Genomic DNA, 18,848 nt, shown 5'->3' with positions numbered 1-18,848 from the left:
ATTTATGCACTCAGACTAGCAGGCAGTTTGAAGACGACGTCTTCTTCGGTGAATGTTTCAAATTTGACGGTGACATCAAAGTGATCTTTGCAGGTGTTGACTACTTCTTCGACCAAAATCTCTGGAGCGGATGCCCCTGCTGTGATACCGAGTGTACTTACCCCATCAAACATATCGAAATCAATTTCATCGGCACGCTGAACCAGCATGGATTTGGGGCAACCGTTTAGCCGGGCGACTTCGACCAATCGTTTGGAGTTGGACGAATTTGGGGCACCGATAACCATGATCATATCGGCCTTTTGTGCAATCTGTTTAACCGCTGCCTGACGGTTGGTGGTGGCATAACAGATATCTTCTTTGCGCGGCATTTCTAGATTGGGATAACGTTGTTTTAAAACCGCCAGAACTTCTTTGGTATCATCAACCGACAAGGTGGTTTGTGTGACCAATCCTAAGGGGATGTCACGGGGAAGTTCAACCGTTTGGGCCTGTGCAACGTCTTCCACCAGAATGACGGCTCCATCCGGTAGTTGCCCCATCGTACCGATCACTTCGGGGTGGCCCTCGTGGCCGATCAGGATAACGGGATGTTCCTTGTCATAATGTTTTTCTGCCGCACGATGGACTTTGCTGACCAACGGGCATGTGGCATCTACATAGGTCATGTCGCGGCGGTTTGCTTCGGCGGGGACGGACTTGGCGACACCGTGGGCAGAAAAAATCACCGGCCTGTCGTCGGGCACTTCGTCCAGTTCATCGACGAATATGGCGCCTTTATCGCGCAAGCTATCGACAACAAATTTGTTGTGGACAATTTCATGGCGAACATAAACAGGCGCACCGAATTTTTCCAGTGCGCGTTCTACGATATGGATGGCCCGGTCCACACCGGCGCAAAAGCCGCGCGGTCCAGCCAGTAATATGGTCAAGGTCGGTTTCATAAGCCCAATATAGAAACCCGAAACAAAGAGTAAAGCCAATCCTGTTCTTTCGTGATAAAATTTTCTCCATGTTGCGCATGATACTCATATTTCTGTTGATCGGGATGGGATTGCCTGCCTATGCTGCCAAGCCTGATGGGTTGGCGGACCCGCAGGCGCGCCCTGAATTTTATCGTTTGAAGAATCCGGTTGCCCGCGTTCAGGAACTTCTGAAATCACAAGGGCGCTATGAAGGGGCGGTTGACGGTTTTATGGGGTCTGATCTGGAACGCGCAATCCGGTTGTATCAAAAAGAACAAGGATTGCCACAAACCGGCAAGATATCGGCGGAATTAATTGCACATCTGGAAAATGTTGGACGTATCCGGGCGTTGATTACACGATTGGAAGACGTACGCCGCCAGCGTCAGGAAAAGGCGCGTCAGGCCTTGCTGTCGGACCCGCGAACCCGGCAGTTGCTGGACCAGAAAGATTATAAAACAGCAGATCCAACCCGCGATATGTCGCATTGTTTTGCCCAACCGACCAGTGGATGTTTACTGCGCGCTGCGGTTGAAGCTTCAAAGGCGGTTTATGAAGATGATATGCGAGATTGGGCATTGGGTGAAATTCTGGCTGCGCAAGTCGCTGTCGGTCAGGAAGGGGATGCCCTGAAAACGGCTGCGCGAATTAAAGATAGTCGCTTGATTATTGCAGCCTTGACCAATATTGCGAAAACCCATGCGCGTGAAGGAAAAATTGAAGAAGCATTAAGCAGTTTGGATCTGATTCCGGTGATTGAACGTCGTCTCTCTGTTTTATTGGAAATTGCGAAAGTCTATCGGGCTGAAAATAGGAAAAAAGATCTTAAACATATCGTTGATAATATTTTGGCGACTGCGGCAGGGTTGGACTCTTTTGAAGAAGGTTTATCCCTTCAGATTGAGGCCGCAGAACTGCTGGCTGATGTAGAGAGTAAACGGGCGCTCAACTTGTTGGATGCCATGTCTGAGCGTGCTCGAACAAAAGCGCAAAACGGATCGAAAATAACCTTGATGCGTCAGGCTGCCGGGGCGATTGCGAAAATCGGTTACCCGGAATGGGCCTTAAAAGTGCTTGAAAAAATGCCGGATGATGAAACCCGTATTCCGGTTTTGATGGCGGCTGCACGGGCTTTTTTAAAGGCGCAACGTTTCAATGCAGCACGTGAAACGATTGAACGCATTTCGGCGAAACGTTATCGCAGTGTGATTTTGGCTGATATGGCAGGACAGATGTGGCAAGCAGGCAAACACAAGGATGCCTTGAACGTGTTGGACGAAGCCCTTGTCATTGCCAAAGGGGTGAAGCTGCCATTTGCGCGGAATTTTTCCTTATTCAATATCGCACAGACCTTGAGGGAAATTGCTGAAAATTCGCAAGAGAGTGTGCATGCAGTGCAAGCCTACGCCATTTTACAAGAGATAAGTGATGATCGTTTGAAAGCGCGTGGGCTTTGGGATTTGGCCCATGCTGCCAGCCTGAAAAATTTTTCAGTGGAAAATACGGATTTGGATAGTGTGGCCCAAGTGGCGATCGGGGCGATAAAGAGTAAGTTTTCCCGGGTTTGGGTGCTTGGTGATCTGGTGGAATATTATCAGCGCGAACATGAACCGGAACGGGCCAAACGTGCGTTTGATCTGGGACTTGCAACGGTTGAAGAATTGAAAAATCCGTGGGCACGATCACGAGCTCTGGCAAAATTTGCGGCTTTGGCGTATCGCTTTGATTGATTGTCGCCTTGCTTATGGGTTAAGGTGCTGTCACTGCCTTTCAAGCTATGGAGTTTTCAATGAGAATCGCTAAATTCACTTTACTCGCTTTGACCCTTGGTGTTGGGTTAAGTGCTTGTGATACTGTGGATAGTTTGAAAGTATGGCGCAAGGCAAAGCCGGAACCTTGTCCGCGTGTCACGGTTTTGCGCAATGCGGCGGAGCTTACAAAATTTAAACCCGGACCGGGGCGCGATTTGATTGATGTGCTGTTTGAGGCCAAGGTGACAAACGTTTATAGCACCTGTGAATACGACGTGGATTATGACACACGTGCGGGTTCTATTCATGCGCAGGTGGCACCGGTGATCCTAGGTAAACGCGGACCGGCAGATACCAGTCGTTTGGCAGAAATTGAATATTTTGTTGCCATGGTTGATGAAGAGAAAAACATTCTGCAAAAAAGTGTTTTCCCCCTGAAACTCGCATTTCCTGGAAATCTCGTGCAAAACGAAGTGCGAGACGAACCGATCGATTTGACCGTAACAACGGATGGCAGCAAGGACGGTACGGCCTATGAAATCTATGTCGGTTTTCAACTGAGCGAAGAAGAGATGGCTTACAACGAACGCCTGCGCCAACGTTAATTTGACGCAGACGTTCTTGATGCCGTTATCTTGAAATATTTAAGCGACTTTCTCAGGTTGAATGCTATGTAGGAAGCTTGCAACCTTTTCCTGTAGGAACGAAGATTGACGCGATAAATCATCTGAGGATGCAGCAATTTGTTCAGCAGCATCCCCTGTGTCTTTGGTCGCTTGTTCAACATCTGAAATATTGTGGTGTACAAGCTGGGTTCCGCTGGATGCCTGTTCAACACTACGTGCAATTTCACCTGTAGCCTCGGCTTGTTGTTGCACCGCTGTCGCCACGTTGGATGAAATATCGTTTATTTCCTGAATAACGCTGGAAATACTGTCAATTGCGCTCACGGCACGGGTTGTACCTGCTTGGATGTGGGTAATTTGACGGGCAATCTCGTCTGTGGCGCTGCTGGTTTGATTGGCAAGATTTTTGACTTCGGATGCGACAACAGCAAAACCTTTACCGGATTCCCCGGCACGTGCTGACTCGATTGTTGCGTTGAGGGCAAGCATATTTGTCTGTTCGGCAATATCGGTGATCAGGCTGACCACATTGCTGATTTCGGCAACTGTGGCGGAAAGTTCTTCAATTGTCGCTGATGTTTCGGTGGCAATCTTGACAGCGCGTTCCGATACGGTGCTGGAAGTCGCAACTTGGCGGCTGATTTCGTGGATGGAACTGGAAAGTTCTTCACTGGCGCTGGCAACAGTTTGTACATTCTGGGAGGCTTCATCGGCTGCAAAGGCGACTTCACGGGTTTTTGATGTGGTATGACGTGCGGTTTGTGCCATTTGTGTGGAGGCGGCTTGCAATTGCGTGACGGCACTTGTCACTGTGTGAATAACGTTACCGATATCTGTTTCAAAACTATTGGCTAAGTTGACCAAAGCTGCGCGTTGTTCAATTTCACTTTGTTGTTTTTGAATTTTGCGTTCTTGGCGAAGGTGCTCTGTTTCGATCCGATTATCGCGAAAAATAAGTAAAGCTCGGGCCATTTCACCAATTTCATTTTTCAGATCCGTATCGACAACTTCAATCGATGTATCACCTTTTTCAAGGCGCATAAGGTTAGCGATACTTGTATTCAATGCTGAAACAATGATGCGCGCAATACTGAGGCCTAAAATTGTCATTAAACTGATGGCAACGAGGGCACCAATTAATAAATTGAATTTCGTCTCGTTGCGTGCGGATTGCGCTTCCATAAGTGCCGTTTGTGCAGCTTTATCTGCCTGTTGAGCAAAAGTTGCGAGTTTTACGCCGGATTGAGAAATATGATCTTCAAAGTTTGCTCTGATTTGGGACAGATTCTCTTTTGTTTCGGCGTATGCAGTTAATTCTTGTACGTATGTCGCGAGTTTGCCGTCCAGCTTTTCCTTCAGTGTATTTATGAATGGTGAAGGGGTCAAAATTTCACGGAATTCTGTGGCTCGTTGATCGACCCGACCAAGATATTTTTCCCGATTTCCACGGATGATGTAGTCTTTTTCATGGCGGCGCATCATTAACATTTTAATTGTTAATTGATCCGCAACTTCCAGCATTGTTCCGATAGATTTGGCTTGAATGTCTTTTAATTCTGTCTCAATGGAATGAACGGCGTTGCGTAATTTTCCGCGCTGTCCTTCTTTTTCACTATAGCCAAGAACCATCAGGGATTCTTTTAATTGGTTAAAAAGTTGATCAATTTCTTTTTGATGTTCTTCCAGTTGCAGGATAACAGATTTGTCACTGACCAGACCCTCAAGCTTTTTCAGCGATAGTTCCAATTCACGGTTCAGGTGATTAAACGTTTCTGCTTTTGCCTCGTCGGGTTGAGTGCTGAAATCTTTTTGCAGAGGGACCATTTGTAACAGGTTTTTATGAGCTATAGATGCAATTGCACTGAGTTCTCTGCTTTGTCCTAGTTTATATTCGATTTTATCAAGTTTATTATTTTCAAAGGAATAATAAAAGGCGAGAAAGATAAAGGAGAGAATACTAATGGCGATGATGATCAGGATTTGAGTGCGAATAGCAAGGCGGCGGATCATGAATATAGGCTCCCGAAAGAAAGAGGGGATGATTTTTCGTAAAATGATGTTATTTATTATATATTTAGATAAGTAATTATCTTATTTGGATAATGAAATCGCAACGAAAGTAGCATGACAATTAGGTTACAGTTTTATGACATGTAATTTATGATTGATTTAGGTGTATGAAATTTTGATTTTCAGATGAGTAAGGGCAAGCTCTGTGAGTTGAGAGTATGAATGAAGTGAATATCGTCTGGTTTCGACAGGATTTACGTTTGGCAGATCATCCGGCTTTGCATTATGCAGCGCAACGCGGGACGGTTTTGCCAATATATATTTTGGATGATGAGGGGGCGGCCCAGTGGAAGATGGGGGCGGCCTCGCGGGTGTGGCTTCATTCGGCTTTGCAGGATTTGAATGACCAGCTAGACGGGTGCTTGCAGATTTTTCAGGGGAATGCGGCTGAGATTTTGGCGCAACTGATCGCAGAATATAATGTGAAAGGGCTTTATTGGGGGCGATGTTATGAGCCATGGCGTGTGGCAAGGGACGGTGCCCTGAAGGAACGTTTTGTGCAACAGGGATTGGATGTGCGCAGTTTCAACCATTCTCTGTTATGGGAACCGTGGGAGATCCAGAAAAAAGACGGCACGCCTTACAAGGTCTTTACGCCCTATTTTCGCAAAGGTTGCCTGAATGCATCCCCGCCACGCTCACCGTTAGCCGCGCCGGATACACTATCATTAGTGCAAGAACGAGGGGAGTTTAAACTGGATGAGCTGTCGTTGTTACCATGCAAGGTTGATTGGTATAGCGACATGGTTGCTCATTGGGATATCAGCGAGGAAGGTGCCCATAACCGATTGGATGCATTCTTGCGTGATGGATTATCCCATTACAAAACGGGACGGGACTGTCCAGCACAGGACAATACCTCAAGGTTGGCGCCTTATCTGCATTTTGGGCAAATTTCGCCGCATCAGGTGTGGGCTGCGGCACGCAGCTATGGACAGGCACATCATTTGGATCGTGATTTGGATCATTTCTGTTCGGAACTGGCCTGGCGGGAATTTTCTCATTCCCTGCTTTATTATAATCCACACCTACCGGAAAAACCGCTTCAGGAAAAATTCAATGACTTTCCCTGGCTGGAAAATCCACAACAGGTGAAGGCATGGCAAAGCGGAAGAACAGGATATCCGATTATTGATGCGGGGATGCGCGAGCTATGGCAAACCGGGTATATGCATAACCGGGTACGTATGATTGTTGCCTCTTTTTTGATTAAAAATCTGATGATCCCGTGGCAAGATGGGGAAGCCTGGTTTTGGGATTGCTTGTTTGATGCCAATCTTGCCAATAACAGTGCAAGTTGGCAATGGGTGGCCGGTTGTGGGGCAGATGCCGCGCCCTATTTTCGGATATTTAATCCGGTCACTCAATCGGAAAAATTTGATCCAAAAGGTGACTATATCCGTCGTTATGTGCCGGAATTGGCAGGATTACCGGACAAATATATTCACAAGCCGTGGATGGCCCCGACGGATATTTTAAAGCAGCATTCAATTGTCCTTGGAGTCCAATACCCCCGACCGATTGTTGATCTGAAACCGACACGGGAACGCGCCCTTTCTGCATTTAAGGAACTGGGGCGTTAAGCTTTATGGCCTTCAAGCCAGATTAGCGCATCCTGTTTATTTTTAAATCGCTTGGCAATAATATTTTGATTCAGGTTTTCCCGAACAAAAGTCTCGATATGTTGCGTTATTTCATTGTCTTGAGGGGCATATAAAGCGATGTAAACTTTCTCGTGATTAAACTCTACAACCGATGTTAAAGACGAAAATGTCAGGACATCTTCTGGGTCAAAAGTGACACCTGTGACATCTTCCCAATCACTAAGCACAAGGGTAATGGCTTGTTGACTTCCCTTAACGAGATCATCAACAAGGCGTTGAATGACATCAAGGGCATCAATCTTTGATGCATATTTGGAATGGATATATTCTGTTCCATCTGAAAGTGTTTTATGCGTAACTTCAAATGTCATAAGGTATTCTCCTGCAAATATAAGTACTTACTTCACCTCTTATTTTTTAATCATAATAATTTAAATTATATTTAGTATTTTTCCTATTAAGTATCATTACGCATTTCTTAGCGTAGCCGTGACGGCAGGATATTTTTCATATTATGTAAAATCCTTTTGACCGTAAAAACGACCCTCTGTAAAATATGTCCATATCATATGACCCCAGCGGGAGAGCGATGGTCTGTGTGTGAACAGATTATCCGCCGAAGGAGCAAGCGCCCCTGCAAACTCTCAGGCATATAGGACCGCTGGGTGATGAGACTCTGGAAAGTGGATTTGTTTTTTACGCGCGTAAAAAGGAAGTCCCACCGACGATGAAACCCCAAATCATGTGTGTTGGGGGAATCTTTCAGGTTCCATGACAGAGGGGGGCCCGTTACGATCTGTAAAGGATCGCTTTTTATTGGCCTGGACTCATCAAAAGGAATTTTCCATGAGTGAAGATTTAAAAACGACTCCACTTCATGCCTTGCACTTGGAGTTGGGTGGTAAGATGGTGCCCTTTGCCGGTTATGATATGCCTGTACAATATAAATCGGGTATCATGAAAGAACATACGCATACGCGTGAAGCATGTGGTTTATTTGATGTGTCCCATATGGGGCAAGCCCTTTTGAAAGGTCGTGATGTTCAGGCTGCTATTGAAAGCCTGACGCCGAGTGATATTAAAGCCCTCCCGCACAATGGTATTCGCTATTCTTTGTTGATGAACGAGGAAGGCGGCATTCGTGATGATTTGATGATTACCAACCGGGGGGAGGATTATCTTTATCTGGTGGTGAATGCAGCGTGTAAAGAGGCTGATTTTGATTATATCGCCCAATCTTTACCGGATTATGAGCTGGAATTGTTAAACGATCGCGCGCTTCTGGCGCTGCAAGGTCCAATGGCGGCAGAGGTTTTAAGCCGTTTTTCCCCCGGTATTGATCAACTGATTTTTATGAATATGGGGGAATACGATATTGCGGGTATCCCTTGTTTGGTGTCGCGCTCCGGTTATACGGGTGAAGATGGCTATGAAATTTCGGTTCCGGCTGATAAAGCGGAAGAACTAGCGCGAAAACTTTTGGGTGAAGACGAGGTCGAAGCTGTTGGCTTGGGGGCACGTGATTCCCTGCGATTGGAAGTCGGTTTGTGTCTCTATGGCTCTGATATTGATGAAACCACTTCCCCGATTGAAGCCTCGCTGAATTGGGCGGTGGGGAAACGCCGCCGCGAAGAAGGCGGTTTCCCCGGTCATGATGTTGTCATGCTGCATTTGAATGAGGGCATTACACGTAAACGAGTGGGAATTAAACCATTGGGTCGTGCGCCTGCGCGTGCCCATACCGAGATTGCCGATCAAGACGGTAATATTATCGGTGAAATCACATCCGGCGGCTTCGGTCCGACTTTTCAGGGACCAGTTGCAATGGGTTATGTTCAACATGAATTTTCAAAAATCGGCACATCCGTTAATTTAATTGTACGCGGCAAAGCGATGCCGGCGGAGATTGCCAAACTACCTTTTGTTCCACAACGCTACTATAAGGGCTAATAGAATGACTGTAAAATATACCGAAGACCATGAATGGGTATTGATTGAAGGCGAGAACGCAACGGTCGGGATTACCGATTATGCCCAAAACGCCCTTGGTGATATCGTTTTTGTTGAATTACCCGAAGCCGGCAATGAAGTCGAACAGGGGGAAGACTGTGCGGTTGTTGAATCTGTAAAAGCTGCTTCCGAAGTTTACGCCCCGATCACGGGTGAAATTATTGAAGGCAATGAAGCCTTGGAAGATGATCCGGCCCTTGTCAACAGTTCCCCGGAAGGTGATGGCTGGTTCTTTAAAATGACCATTGGCGATGCGTCGCAACTGGATGATTTGATGGACGAAGCTGCTTATAAAGCTTTTTGTGACGGTCTTGACTAAGACGTCCACGAATATCTTCTAAAAAAGCTGGAAGTCTTGGTTCAGGACTTCCAGCTTTTTTTATTAGGTGTGTCGCATGACAGGGATATGTTTTTGTGTCTATAGTTCTGCCAACACGTTTATTCTGTTAGGGGAGAATTCTATATGGCGAAAATTGCGGTTCTTTTATCAGGCTGTGGTGTTTTTGATGGTGCAGAAATTCACGAAGCTGTTTTGACCATGCTGGCCATTCAGCGGGCTGGGTCTACATATCAGTGTTTTGCCCCGGATATGGACCAATATCACGTCATCAATCACATGACGGGTGATGAAATGGACGAAAAACGTAATGTGATGGTGGAAGCGTCACGGATTGCGCGCGGCGATATCAAAGCGCTGTCTGATTATAAGGCTGCCGATTATGATGCCTTGATCTTGCCCGGTGGTTTCGGTGCGGCGAAAAACCTGTCCACATTTGCGATTGACGGGCCGGATTGCACGGTGAATGCGGATGTTGAAATGGCTTTGCAAACAACACGTAGCGCAGGGAAACCGATCGGTGCCTTATGTATTAGCCCCGCCGTTCTTGCCAAGGTATTCGGGGATGTGAACGTGACCATCGGTCAGGATGAAGGCGTTGCGGGTGCTATTGAAACATTGGGTTGTACGCACACATGCACAGATCATGGTGAAATCATTATTGATCAGGCGGCTAAAGTAGTCACGACACCCTGTTATATGCTGGATGCCAATATTGCCCAGATTGCTGATGGTGCAGAGGCTTGTGTGAAAGAAGTCCTCAGCCTGATTTAAAAGGTGATAAAAGCCATTCTTTTACATTGAGAATGGCCTTTTTAAATTTTGCGTCAGAATCTTAGAGCAAATTCAGTACATTTTCCGGCGGACGACCAAGAATAGCCTTGTCACCTTTGACAACAATCGGGCGTTCAATCGTGCGTGGATTGGCAACCATTCCGGCAATAAGGGCATCTTCATTGAGCGAATCGTCATTTAGGCCACATTCGGAGGCTTCTTTTTTGCGAAGCAGTTCGCGAGGCGTAATTCCCAGTTTTGATAGAATGGCTTTGAGCTCATCAATGCTGGGTGGGTTGTCCAGATAGGTGATGATTGTTGGATCAATGCCTTTATCTTCAATGAGTTGGAGGGTTTGGCGGGATTTGCTACAGCGCGGATTATGAAAGATGGTAACGGACATAAGCTGCCTTCTCGTGGTTGGAATGATAGGGGATCAAACATTATATATCTGACCATATCATCCCTTGAGCAATATTGGAAATATTCAAAAGTAAGTAATATATAGAATGATGGGGGGCATCATCTTGCTTATTATAAGTATATATACTTATGAAATTGTGTGAATTTATTTTTTAACTCAAAAAAAAGATAGCGACAAATCCGTATTATTCTAATAGCTTTTCAAATATGGGGAAATTCCGCTATAGTATCGTTCAAGATATGATTGAGGGAAAGACATGCCCCGCAAAGGGGTAGACAGGAGAAAGCTAATATGACGTCGGGAGCTACGAAGCGTCTCTTTAGTGCGGAACGCAAATTAAAAGAAAGAGTTATGGATAATTCGAATGTTTCTGCGGGGGCTGTAGACACATCAGGAATTTCTAATCAGGACTTAATGACGGCGATTAAGGCATTACAGTCCGAATTAATGATGCAGAAAGCGCAGGCGAGAGAACTTAGCCATGCTGAGAAAAAGGAAGAGCTGAAAGAAGCTCAACATGATCTAGAAGACAAACTGGATGAAGTAAATCTTCTGCGTACTGAAGTTCGGGCCCTGTCACGTAGCATTCACGATACCAAACGCGAGATCAAAGCGTTGGGCATGAATGAGGAAGATAAGTTTTCAGTTGTGACAAACGAACTGGATGAAATCGTTGGGGCAACCGAACGGGCAACGGAAACCATTTTGACTGCCGCAGAAAAAATTGATGATTTGGCGCAGCAGTTGCGCCAGCATTCCCCGGACCAGTTTGTGACGCAATTGACCGATGAGATCCTCGAAAACACCATTGGCATGTTTGAAGCCTGTAACTTTCAGGATTTGTGTGGACAACGGACAACCAAGGTGGTGAATACCCTGAAATTCATCGAAGAACGTGTTGAGCGTATGATGGAAATCTGGGGTGAAGAAAACTTCGACACGGTTGATCATCCCGATGAAGTTAAAGCAATGGAAGCCGGCCGCGCCCCAGAAGGCGAGGAATTGCATGGTCCTGCCGAACATGGTGGTGGTATTTCTCAGGCCGATATCGACGCATTGTTCGATTGATCTATAAAGAAATGAAAAAAAACCACCGAAAATTGGACGTTTCGGTGGTTTTTTCATGCCTCGATGATTGACGGATATGTCAGAATGGGGCAAACACTGAAGCCTTGCCTCTTATTCAAGTGATGGACCGATATGAGTAAATCTTCCGATACGAACACAATGTGGGGTGGCCGTTTTTCAGGTGGGCCCAGTGCAATTATGGAAAAAATCAATGCTTCAATTGATTTTGACAAACGTTTTTATGCACAGGATATCGCTGGCTCCAAAGCCCATTGTGCCATGTTGGTCAAACAGGGCATTCTCACGGCCGAAGACGGTCAAGCCATTACCGATGGGTTAAATAAGGTTCTGGCTGAAATTGAAGCTGGTGAATTTAAATTTTCCGCAGCTTTGGAAGACATTCACATGAACGTGGAAAACCGTTTGCGTGAACTGATCGGCGATGCGGCTGGTCGTCTGCATACGGCACGTTCACGTAATGATCAAGTGGCTACAGATTTTCGCTTGTGGGTACGCGATGCCATTGATCGTCTGGATGATGGTCTAAAAATTTTGCAACAGGCGTTAATCGAACGTGCGGAAGAACAAGTGGACACGATCTTGCCTGGCTTTACACATTTACAGGCGGCCCAGCCGGTTTCTTTTGGTCATCATATGCTGGCTTATGTGGAAATGGTTGGTCGGGACCGTTCACGCCTGAAAGATGCGCGTGCGCGTTTGAACGAATCACCCCTTGGTTCTGCGGCATTGGCAGGCACGCCTTATCCGATTGATCGCCATCATACAGCAAGTTTGCTGGGCTTTAATGGCCCGATGCGCAATTCACTGGATGGGGTTTCGGATCGTGATTTCGCGCTGGAATATCTGAGTGCGGCATCCATTTGCGCGCTGCATTTGTCGCGCCTGTCTGAAGAATTGGTGATCTGGTCGTCTGCACAATTCGGTTTTGTGCGTATGTCGGACAGCTTTTCTACAGGGTCCAGCATCATGCCACAGAAGAAGAACCCAGATGCAGCGGAGCTTATCCGTTCTAAAATCGGTCGTGTGGTGGGTGATATGAACAGCCTGATGATGTCTATGAAGGGATTGCCGCTGGCTTATTCCAAGGATATGCAGGAAGATAAAGAACCCGTCTTTGATGCCGCCGATACCATTGAACTCAGCGTTGCGGTTATGACGGGAATGATTGCGGAAATGACGGTAAATAAAGAAAAAATGCGTGAAAGCGCAGGCTGGGGCTTTACCACGGCGACCGATTTGGCCGACTGGCTGGTGCGTGAATTGGGCATGCCGTTCCGTAATGCCCACCATGTCACGGGTGCGATTGTTAAGTTGGCGGAAGATAAAGGATGTGATCTTTCCGATCTGTCGTTGGCAGAAATGCAAACGGTTGATGCGGCAATTACGGATGATGTCTTCAACGTTCTCACGCTTGAAGCCTCCGTTGCTTCGCGGACCTCTTATGGGGGGACGGCACCGAGTAACGTACGCGAACAGATTAAAGAAGCGCGTCAGCGTTTCCTGTAAGGAGTAAGTGCAATGATGCGGCGTCGGATTCTTATGGTCTTGTTACTGGCGGCATTTGCCGTTTCGCTCAATGCATGTGGGCGTGTGGGTAAGCCGGAGGCCCCCGATGATGTGGATCCGAAATACCCCCGTCAATATCCGGCACAACAGCCGGTTCCCGGCAGTACAAAATAACATTGGAAATAAAATGGATCATTTTCAGTATAAAAACGGCGAACTTTATGCCGAAAACGTCGCCCTAAGCAAATTAGCACAGGAAGTCGGTACGCCTTTTTATGTGTATTCTCAGGCAACTTTGGAACGCCACTATCAGGTTTTCGCCGATGCGGTTAAAGACATTGATGCAACCATCTGCTTTGCCGTCAAGGCCAATTCCAACATTTCCGTGATCAAGGTCTTGTCTGATCTGGGGGCTGGTGCGGACGTTGTTTCTGTTGGGGAAATGAAGCGTGCGCTCAAAGCAGGCGTCCCGGCAGATAAAATTGTCTATTCCGGTGTTGGGAAAAGCCGAAGTGATCTAAGGGCCGCCGTTGAAACGGGCATTCGCCAGATCAATGTGGAATCTGAAGAAGAATTGGCCGTTCTCAATGAAGTCGCACAGGAAATGGGCGCACGTATGCCGATCGTGTTACGCGTTAACCCGGATGTGGATGCCAAAACGCATGCTAAAATTTCAACCGGGAAGTCCGGTAATAAGTTTGGTATCGACTGGAAACGTGCGGTCGAAGTGTATCAACGCGCCAGCAACATGGCAGGTGTGGATCCCAAGGGGCTGGCCTGTCATATCGGTTCTCAACTTACTGACCTTGAACCGTTTCGCGCAGCCTTTCGCCGGATGAAAGAAATGGTCGGTGAATTGCGCGGGTTGGGTCTGGATGTCAGCCGTGTTGATTTGGGCGGTGGTCTGGGTATCCCTTATGATGAAGGGGACACACCGCTTCCTGTGGAATATGGCAAACTGGTTGTCGAAGAACTGGGTGATCTGGATGTGGAGTTCGAATTTGAACCTGGCCGCATGATTGTTGGGAATGCCGGAATTTTGGTCAGCGAAGTTATCTATGTGAAAGAAGGTCTCAGCAAGACTTTTGCCATTATAGACGCCGCCATGAACGATCTGATGCGCCCTTCTTTGTATGATGCCTATCATGCGATTGTTCCGGTTGTTGAAGCCGATGCAGAAGAGGGCAAGCAGCTTTATGATGTGGTCGGTCCGATTTGTGAAACCGGCGATACCTTTGCCAAGGACCGTATGCTGAACAAGCTGAAAAGCGGGGATTTGATTGCCTTTAGAACGGCGGGGGCTTATGGTGCGACCATGTCAAATACTTATAATTCACGCGCATTAATACCTGAGCTTATGGTTAAAGGTGAAGATTACGCCATTATTCGCCGTCGTCTTGATATTGAAGAACAGATGGAACTTGAAGAAATTGCCTCTTGGCAGGATTAATTTTTCCATATCCCTGCGCCCTGATTGTTTGTTAATGTTTGGGTTATGACCAGCTCTATTCGCAAATATGAAAGCGCGCAGGCGACACATTGCCATGCGGCGTTCCATCAAGTTATCGTTCCCTTGGTTGGGGCGTTGGAACTGGATGTGCGCGGTCGCCAAGGATGGGTGCAGACGCAAATCGTCGGGGCGATTGCAATGGGGGAAACCCATGCCTTTCGATCCAATGGGGATAATCGGTTTCTGGTGCTCGATATTGATGAAGAAACGGGCCGTGATTGGGAAACTGTATGGTCTCAAGCTATTGATCAACCTTTTTTGGCGATGTCCCAAGCCCTGACGAGCTTAAGTGATTACGCCCTTTATCGCAAAAATTGGGGGGCGTCGTCTCAGGATCTACAGATGTGGCAGAATCTGTTCATGCAAACACTGGTCTGTGATTTGGCTGGGGAATTGCCGGACCTGCCAGCGCGCATTCAGCGTGCGGTCGCCTATATGCAAGCCAATCTAAGCCGGGTTATTGATAATCGCGAACTTGCCGCCTTGGTTTCTCTATCTCCGGCGCGATTTTATGAACTGTTTCGTCAAGTAACAGGGATGACGCCGCAGCAATATCTGACAAAATGCCGATTGGATATGGCAAAACGTTTGATCACACATGGTCACAGCCTTGTCGATGTCGCCGATCAAGTCGGGTTTAGTGATCAAAGCAGTTTTGGTCGTGCTTTTAGCAAGGCGTTTGGGCTTTCGCCTGCAAAATGGCGTAAACAAGAGTTTCAAACCAAAAAATCATAGGCCGGGTTGAGAATTTCCTCCCAGCCCATGTCATTCTGTGGAAAATATCACTCAGGAGACTTTTTCATATGAATGCCAAGGCCAACTTATCCGGGATCAGTGCCATTGCGATGTGGTCATTGCTGGCGCTGTTTACGTCTGCGACAACTGGGATCAAGCCGTTTCAGATGTTGGCTCTGACGTTTTTTGTCGGGGCGTTGATCGGCTTTGCCTTCATTGCCCATCGTGGCAAGTCGGGCTGGGCGAAATTAAAACAACCGCTTCGGGTGTGGGTTTTGGGTGTCGGTGGTTTATTTGGCTATCATTTCTTCTATTTTACCGCTTTATCCAATGCCCCGGTCGCCGATGCCAGCCTGATTGCATATTTATGGCCCTTGTTAATCGTGGTGTTCTCCGCCTTTTTGCCGGGTGAACGGTTACGGTGGTTTCATATTGTCGGGGCTTTTATGGGATTGGGCGGGGCGACATTATTGGTTGCCAGCAAAGGTGAGTTTTCTTTTTCTTCCCAATTTGCATGGGGATATATGGCGGCTTGTGCGTGCGCGCTGATTTGGTCGCTTTATTCGGTTTTGAATCGTACACAAGGCCATGTCCCGACAGAAACTGTAGCCGGGTTTTGTTTATTGACGGCGGTGTTGGGGGCACTTTCGCATATGATGTTTGAAAACTGGGTGGATCCGACGTTTTCGCAATGGCTGGCGATTGTTGCCTTGGGGGCCGGGCCGGTTGGTGCGTCTTTTTATGCGTGGGATTATGGCACCAAACACGGCAATATTCATTTCCTTGGGGTTTGTTCCTATGGGGCACCGCTGTTTAGTACGTTGTTTCTGACAATGGCCGGACAGGCAGAGGTCACAATTTACTTGGTGGTGGCTTGTTTGTTGATTACATCAGGTGCTGTCTTGGGGTCATTGGATATGTTTAAAAAGGTCCGGGTATAAATTTCACAAAGACTTGTATGGCGTCCATAGCATTCACAGTTTAGTCTAGACTCTGTCGCAATCGCCAAAAGGCAGAACATGGACAAACGACACAACACAGAGGATTATGATCCCGCCCTGATCCGGCGCTTGATACGCATGGTGATGTGGACGCGCTGTGTGTTGTTTTGGGAACAGGTATGGCCTCGTCTTTGGGGAGCATTGATCGTTTCCGGCCTGTTCTTGTTGGCTGTTTTATTTGATGTCTTTCAAATGTTGCCATCGTTTATGCATGGTATGGTGTTGGCGGTCGCGGGATTATTGCTTCTGTTCTTTCTATATCGCGTCTTTCACGCGGTATCCTGGCCGAGCCAACGCGCCGCCCTTATTCGTCTGGAAACGGATAATGGATTAGATCATCACCCGTTACTGGCCTTGTTGGACCAACCGGCACGCAAGAAGCTTTCAGGGCAGGTTGAAGTGATTTGGCTGACCCATCAAAACCGTATGATACAGTCGATTTTGCGCGTTAAACGCCCTTGGCCCCGTTCACAGTTATATAAAAAAGATCCTTATTCTTTGCGTGCTTTATTAATTTTACTACTGATTCTTGGTGGCATTGAAGCACGTTTTGACTGGCAGGATCGATTGGGGCGTGCGTTTCATATAACACAAGATCAACATGTTGCCGGAGACTGGACCCTTGATATATGGATTACGCCGCCGCCTCATACCGGGTTGGGTAGCCGTTATATCAGTCTGAATGCTACCGACATAGAAACGCAAGACAAAGTCGATTTTCTGCGTTTTGTACAACATAGTGAGATTATGATCCGCTTGGCGGGCTATCAAACCGGGGCAGATTTGTCGTTCTCGACCGGAATATTTGAGGATTCTTTTCAAGACTTGTCTCAAGGGACTTACAGTTATGAAACCGCTTTTGATCAAGGAAACCAATTGATCATAAAAAGTGATAATGATGTTTTATTTCAGCAATCTGTTGATTTGTTGCCTGACCTAACGCCCAAAATGTCGGTTAAAATGCAGGAAGACCGATTGAGGCGGGGGCAATTGCGTGTCTCCTTTGCTGCAGAAGATGATTTTGGATTAAACGAGGTCGTTTTGTCTATCCGCAAGGCAGAGGGTGCATCGTCTGATCCGCTTGAATTAACGCGGATGGTGACCGGCAAGAAGGCAACTGGAATGTTCAGTCAAAATTTGGCCGATCACCCCTGGGCGGGGCAAAAGGTGATTATAACGCCCAAAGCGGTTGATAATTTTGGTCAAACAGCCTTGGGTGATGCGCTTGAAATCGTTTTGCCGCAACGTCATTTCCGCCATCCCGTTGCAATCCGTTTAATCGCGATTCGCCGTGATCTTAATAGGCCGAGTGCTGAAGACCGGATTTTCGGACAGTTTGAATTAAAGCAAATTTTAGCAGCTCCCCAGATGTTTGGTGGGGATGTAACTGTTTATCTGGCTTTGAAAGTGGCTTCACAACGTTTGCGCCATTATACGCAGGATGAAGAAATGAGTCGCATTCGCGCCATCTTATGGGAGGTGGCTTTGCGTCTTGATGAAGGGGCTGCGGGAACACAACGCAACTTGTTGGAAGACCTGAGCCAGCAAATGCAGGATATGATGGCGCAAGGTTCTGATAAGGCCGCGTTGGAGGCGTTGTTTGAACAAATGAACCAAAGCTTGGATCAATACTTGCAAAGAATGATCGAATCCAATGCCCAGATGCAGGAATTTAAAGAAGCTGCATCGCCAATGGATACCGAAATGATTGGACGCGATCAAATGCAGGAGATGTTGAATAAAGCGCGTGAATTGATGCGTCAGGGGGACTTGGCCGGGGCACGTGCCTTGATGGAACAGTTTCAGTCTATTTTATCGCGTTTGGCCCAACAGCCAAAACCAGACCCGGATCAGATGCAACAGGCCAAGGAAACAATGGACCATTTGCGTCAATTGAAGGCGGATCAGCAAAAACTGATGGACCGTACGTTTAGTCGTTTGCGCAATCAAGAGGGGCCGAGTTTAGATGCGACGCGCCAAGCGATTGCAGAAAGTGAAGATCAGGAAAAATTGCAGCAACGCTTACAGCAACAAATTCAGGCTATGAAACAGATGTCGATGAAACCGTCACAAGATCTGCAAGATGCCATGCAAAATATGGAACGTGCTGCACAGTCTTTACAACGCGGCTTGGATGAAGATGCCTTGCAGGCCCAGATGCGTGCGGTGGATAAATTAAGTTCAGGGCTGAAAGAAGCCGCGCAAATAATGGCTCGTCAAATGGGGATGATGCCGATGGGGCCACAAATGCCGGGAAGGGACCCTTTGGGACGTGGGCGCGGCGGGCGTATGGTCACCCCGAACGGGCAAACCCTGCCAAGTGAACGGGCCATTCATCGTTCGCGTGAAATTTTACAGGAATTATACCGTCGCGCCGGACAAAAGGGTCGCGAACGCGAAGAATTGGAATATATTGATCGGTTGTTGGATCGTTTTTAGGACTCTA

General features: G+C 47.2%; 17 protein-coding genes and 2 riboswitches. Of the genes, 13 read left to right on the top strand and 4 right to left on the bottom strand.

Features of this window, described 5'->3' with window-relative positions:
• Positions 1 to 2 precede the first annotated feature (2 nt).
• On the bottom strand, positions 3 to 944 hold the full coding sequence (gene ispH, locus ACI0FF_RS00620) for a 4-hydroxy-3-methylbut-2-enyl diphosphate reductase (protein ID WP_419798234.1): 942 nt from the start codon (positions 942 to 944) through the stop codon (positions 3 to 5).
• 77 nt (positions 945 to 1,021) lie between these two features.
• Here ispH and ACI0FF_RS00615 point away from each other — a divergent pair, with 77 nt between their 5' ends.
• Together ACI0FF_RS00615 and ACI0FF_RS00610 are read left to right on the top strand one after the other, a co-directional pair.
• Positions 1,022 to 2,695 carry a peptidoglycan-binding domain-containing protein gene (locus ACI0FF_RS00615; protein ID WP_419798233.1) on the top strand — a complete coding sequence of 558 codons (1,674 nt, stop codon included), beginning with the start codon at positions 1,022 to 1,024 and terminating at the stop codon, positions 2,693 to 2,695.
• A gap of 59 nt (positions 2,696 to 2,754) precedes the next feature.
• Positions 2,755 to 3,321 carry a hypothetical protein gene (locus ACI0FF_RS00610; protein ID WP_419798232.1) on the top strand — a complete coding sequence of 189 codons (567 nt, stop codon included), beginning with the start codon at positions 2,755 to 2,757 and terminating at the stop codon, positions 3,319 to 3,321.
• Positions 3,322 to 3,360: 39 nt separating this feature from the next.
• Here the strand turns inward: ACI0FF_RS00610 and ACI0FF_RS00605 are convergent, their stop codons facing one another.
• Positions 3,361 to 5,352, bottom strand: coding sequence for a methyl-accepting chemotaxis protein (locus tag ACI0FF_RS00605; protein WP_419798231.1), 1,992 nt, complete (start codon positions 5,350 to 5,352; stop codon positions 3,361 to 3,363).
• Between the two features lie 218 nt (positions 5,353 to 5,570).
• Here ACI0FF_RS00605 and ACI0FF_RS00600 point away from each other — a divergent pair, with 218 nt between their 5' ends.
• Entirely contained in the window at positions 5,571 to 6,995 is a 1,425-nt protein-coding gene (locus ACI0FF_RS00600; RefSeq protein WP_419798230.1) for a cryptochrome/photolyase family protein, read from the top strand.
• On the opposite strand, the gene ACI0FF_RS00595 is transcribed toward ACI0FF_RS00600, so the two are convergent.
• Positions 6,992 to 7,387: a hypothetical protein gene (locus tag ACI0FF_RS00595; protein ID WP_419798229.1), complete on the bottom strand. Its 396-nt coding sequence runs from the start codon at positions 7,385 to 7,387 to the stop codon at positions 6,992 to 6,994. The genes ACI0FF_RS00600 and ACI0FF_RS00595 overlap by 4 nt on opposite strands.
• Before the next feature lie 198 nt (positions 7,388 to 7,585).
• Positions 7,586 to 7,687: riboswitch (glycine riboswitch) on the top strand.
• A gap of 3 nt (positions 7,688 to 7,690) precedes the next feature.
• Positions 7,691 to 7,796: riboswitch (glycine riboswitch) on the top strand.
• 66 nt (positions 7,797 to 7,862) lie between these two features.
• Here ACI0FF_RS00595 and gcvT point away from each other — a divergent pair.
• The 3 genes from gcvT to elbB all read left to right on the top strand — a co-directional run bounded on the left by gcvT (position 7,863) and on the right by elbB (position 10,137).
• Positions 7,863 to 8,966 (top strand): glycine cleavage system aminomethyltransferase GcvT, encoded by a 1,104-nt coding sequence (gene gcvT / locus ACI0FF_RS00590; RefSeq protein ID WP_419798228.1) that lies wholly within the window; start codon positions 7,863 to 7,865, stop codon positions 8,964 to 8,966.
• 4 nt (positions 8,967 to 8,970) lie between these two features.
• Positions 8,971 to 9,345: a glycine cleavage system protein GcvH gene (gcvH, locus tag ACI0FF_RS00585; protein WP_419798227.1), complete on the top strand. Its 375-nt coding sequence runs from the start codon at positions 8,971 to 8,973 to the stop codon at positions 9,343 to 9,345.
• 144 nt (positions 9,346 to 9,489) lie between these two features.
• Complete coding sequence (gene elbB, locus ACI0FF_RS00580) at positions 9,490 to 10,137, top strand: isoprenoid biosynthesis glyoxalase ElbB (RefSeq protein WP_419798226.1); 648 nt, start codon at positions 9,490 to 9,492, stop codon at positions 10,135 to 10,137.
• 61 nt (positions 10,138 to 10,198) lie between these two features.
• Here elbB and arsC read toward each other — a convergent pair whose 3' ends face one another.
• Complete coding sequence (gene arsC / locus ACI0FF_RS00575) at positions 10,199 to 10,540, bottom strand: arsenate reductase (glutaredoxin) (protein ID WP_419798225.1); 342 nt, start codon at positions 10,538 to 10,540, stop codon at positions 10,199 to 10,201.
• A gap of 312 nt (positions 10,541 to 10,852) precedes the next feature.
• Here arsC and ACI0FF_RS00570 point away from each other — a divergent pair, with 312 nt between their 5' ends.
• From ACI0FF_RS00570 to ACI0FF_RS00540, 7 genes are all read left to right on the top strand, one after another.
• Positions 10,853 to 11,629: a hypothetical protein gene (locus ACI0FF_RS00570; RefSeq protein WP_419798224.1), complete on the top strand. Its 777-nt coding sequence runs from the start codon at positions 10,853 to 10,855 to the stop codon at positions 11,627 to 11,629.
• A gap of 132 nt (positions 11,630 to 11,761) precedes the next feature.
• Positions 11,762 to 13,156, top strand: coding sequence for an argininosuccinate lyase (gene argH, locus ACI0FF_RS00565; RefSeq protein WP_419798223.1), 1,395 nt, complete (start codon positions 11,762 to 11,764; stop codon positions 13,154 to 13,156).
• Between the two features lie 12 nt (positions 13,157 to 13,168).
• Positions 13,169 to 13,330, top strand: a complete 162-nt coding sequence (locus ACI0FF_RS00560; RefSeq protein WP_419798222.1) for a hypothetical protein — start codon at positions 13,169 to 13,171, stop codon at positions 13,328 to 13,330.
• A gap of 13 nt (positions 13,331 to 13,343) precedes the next feature.
• The gene (gene lysA / locus ACI0FF_RS00555) at positions 13,344 to 14,606 is read left to right on the top strand and encodes a diaminopimelate decarboxylase (protein WP_419798221.1); all 1,263 of its coding nucleotides are present in this window, start codon (positions 13,344 to 13,346) and stop codon (positions 14,604 to 14,606) included.
• Between the two features lie 45 nt (positions 14,607 to 14,651).
• Entirely contained in the window at positions 14,652 to 15,401 is a 750-nt protein-coding gene (locus tag ACI0FF_RS00550; RefSeq protein WP_419798220.1) for an AraC family transcriptional regulator, read from the top strand.
• 68 nt (positions 15,402 to 15,469) lie between these two features.
• The gene (locus ACI0FF_RS00545; RefSeq protein ID WP_419798219.1) at positions 15,470 to 16,342 is read left to right on the top strand and encodes an aromatic amino acid exporter YddG; all 873 of its coding nucleotides are present in this window, start codon (positions 15,470 to 15,472) and stop codon (positions 16,340 to 16,342) included.
• Positions 16,343 to 16,420: 78 nt separating this feature from the next.
• Positions 16,421 to 18,841, top strand: coding sequence for a DUF4175 domain-containing protein (locus ACI0FF_RS00540; RefSeq protein WP_419798218.1), 2,421 nt, complete (start codon positions 16,421 to 16,423; stop codon positions 18,839 to 18,841).
• Positions 18,842 to 18,848: the final 7 nt, after the last annotated feature.

This window comes from Terasakiella sp. 4MB5A, from assembly GCF_050058155.1.
Taxonomy (GTDB): domain Bacteria; phylum Pseudomonadota; class Alphaproteobacteria; order Rhodospirillales; family Terasakiellaceae; genus Terasakiella; species Terasakiella halodenitrificans.
This window is presented reverse-complemented; position numbering and strand designations above follow the sequence as displayed.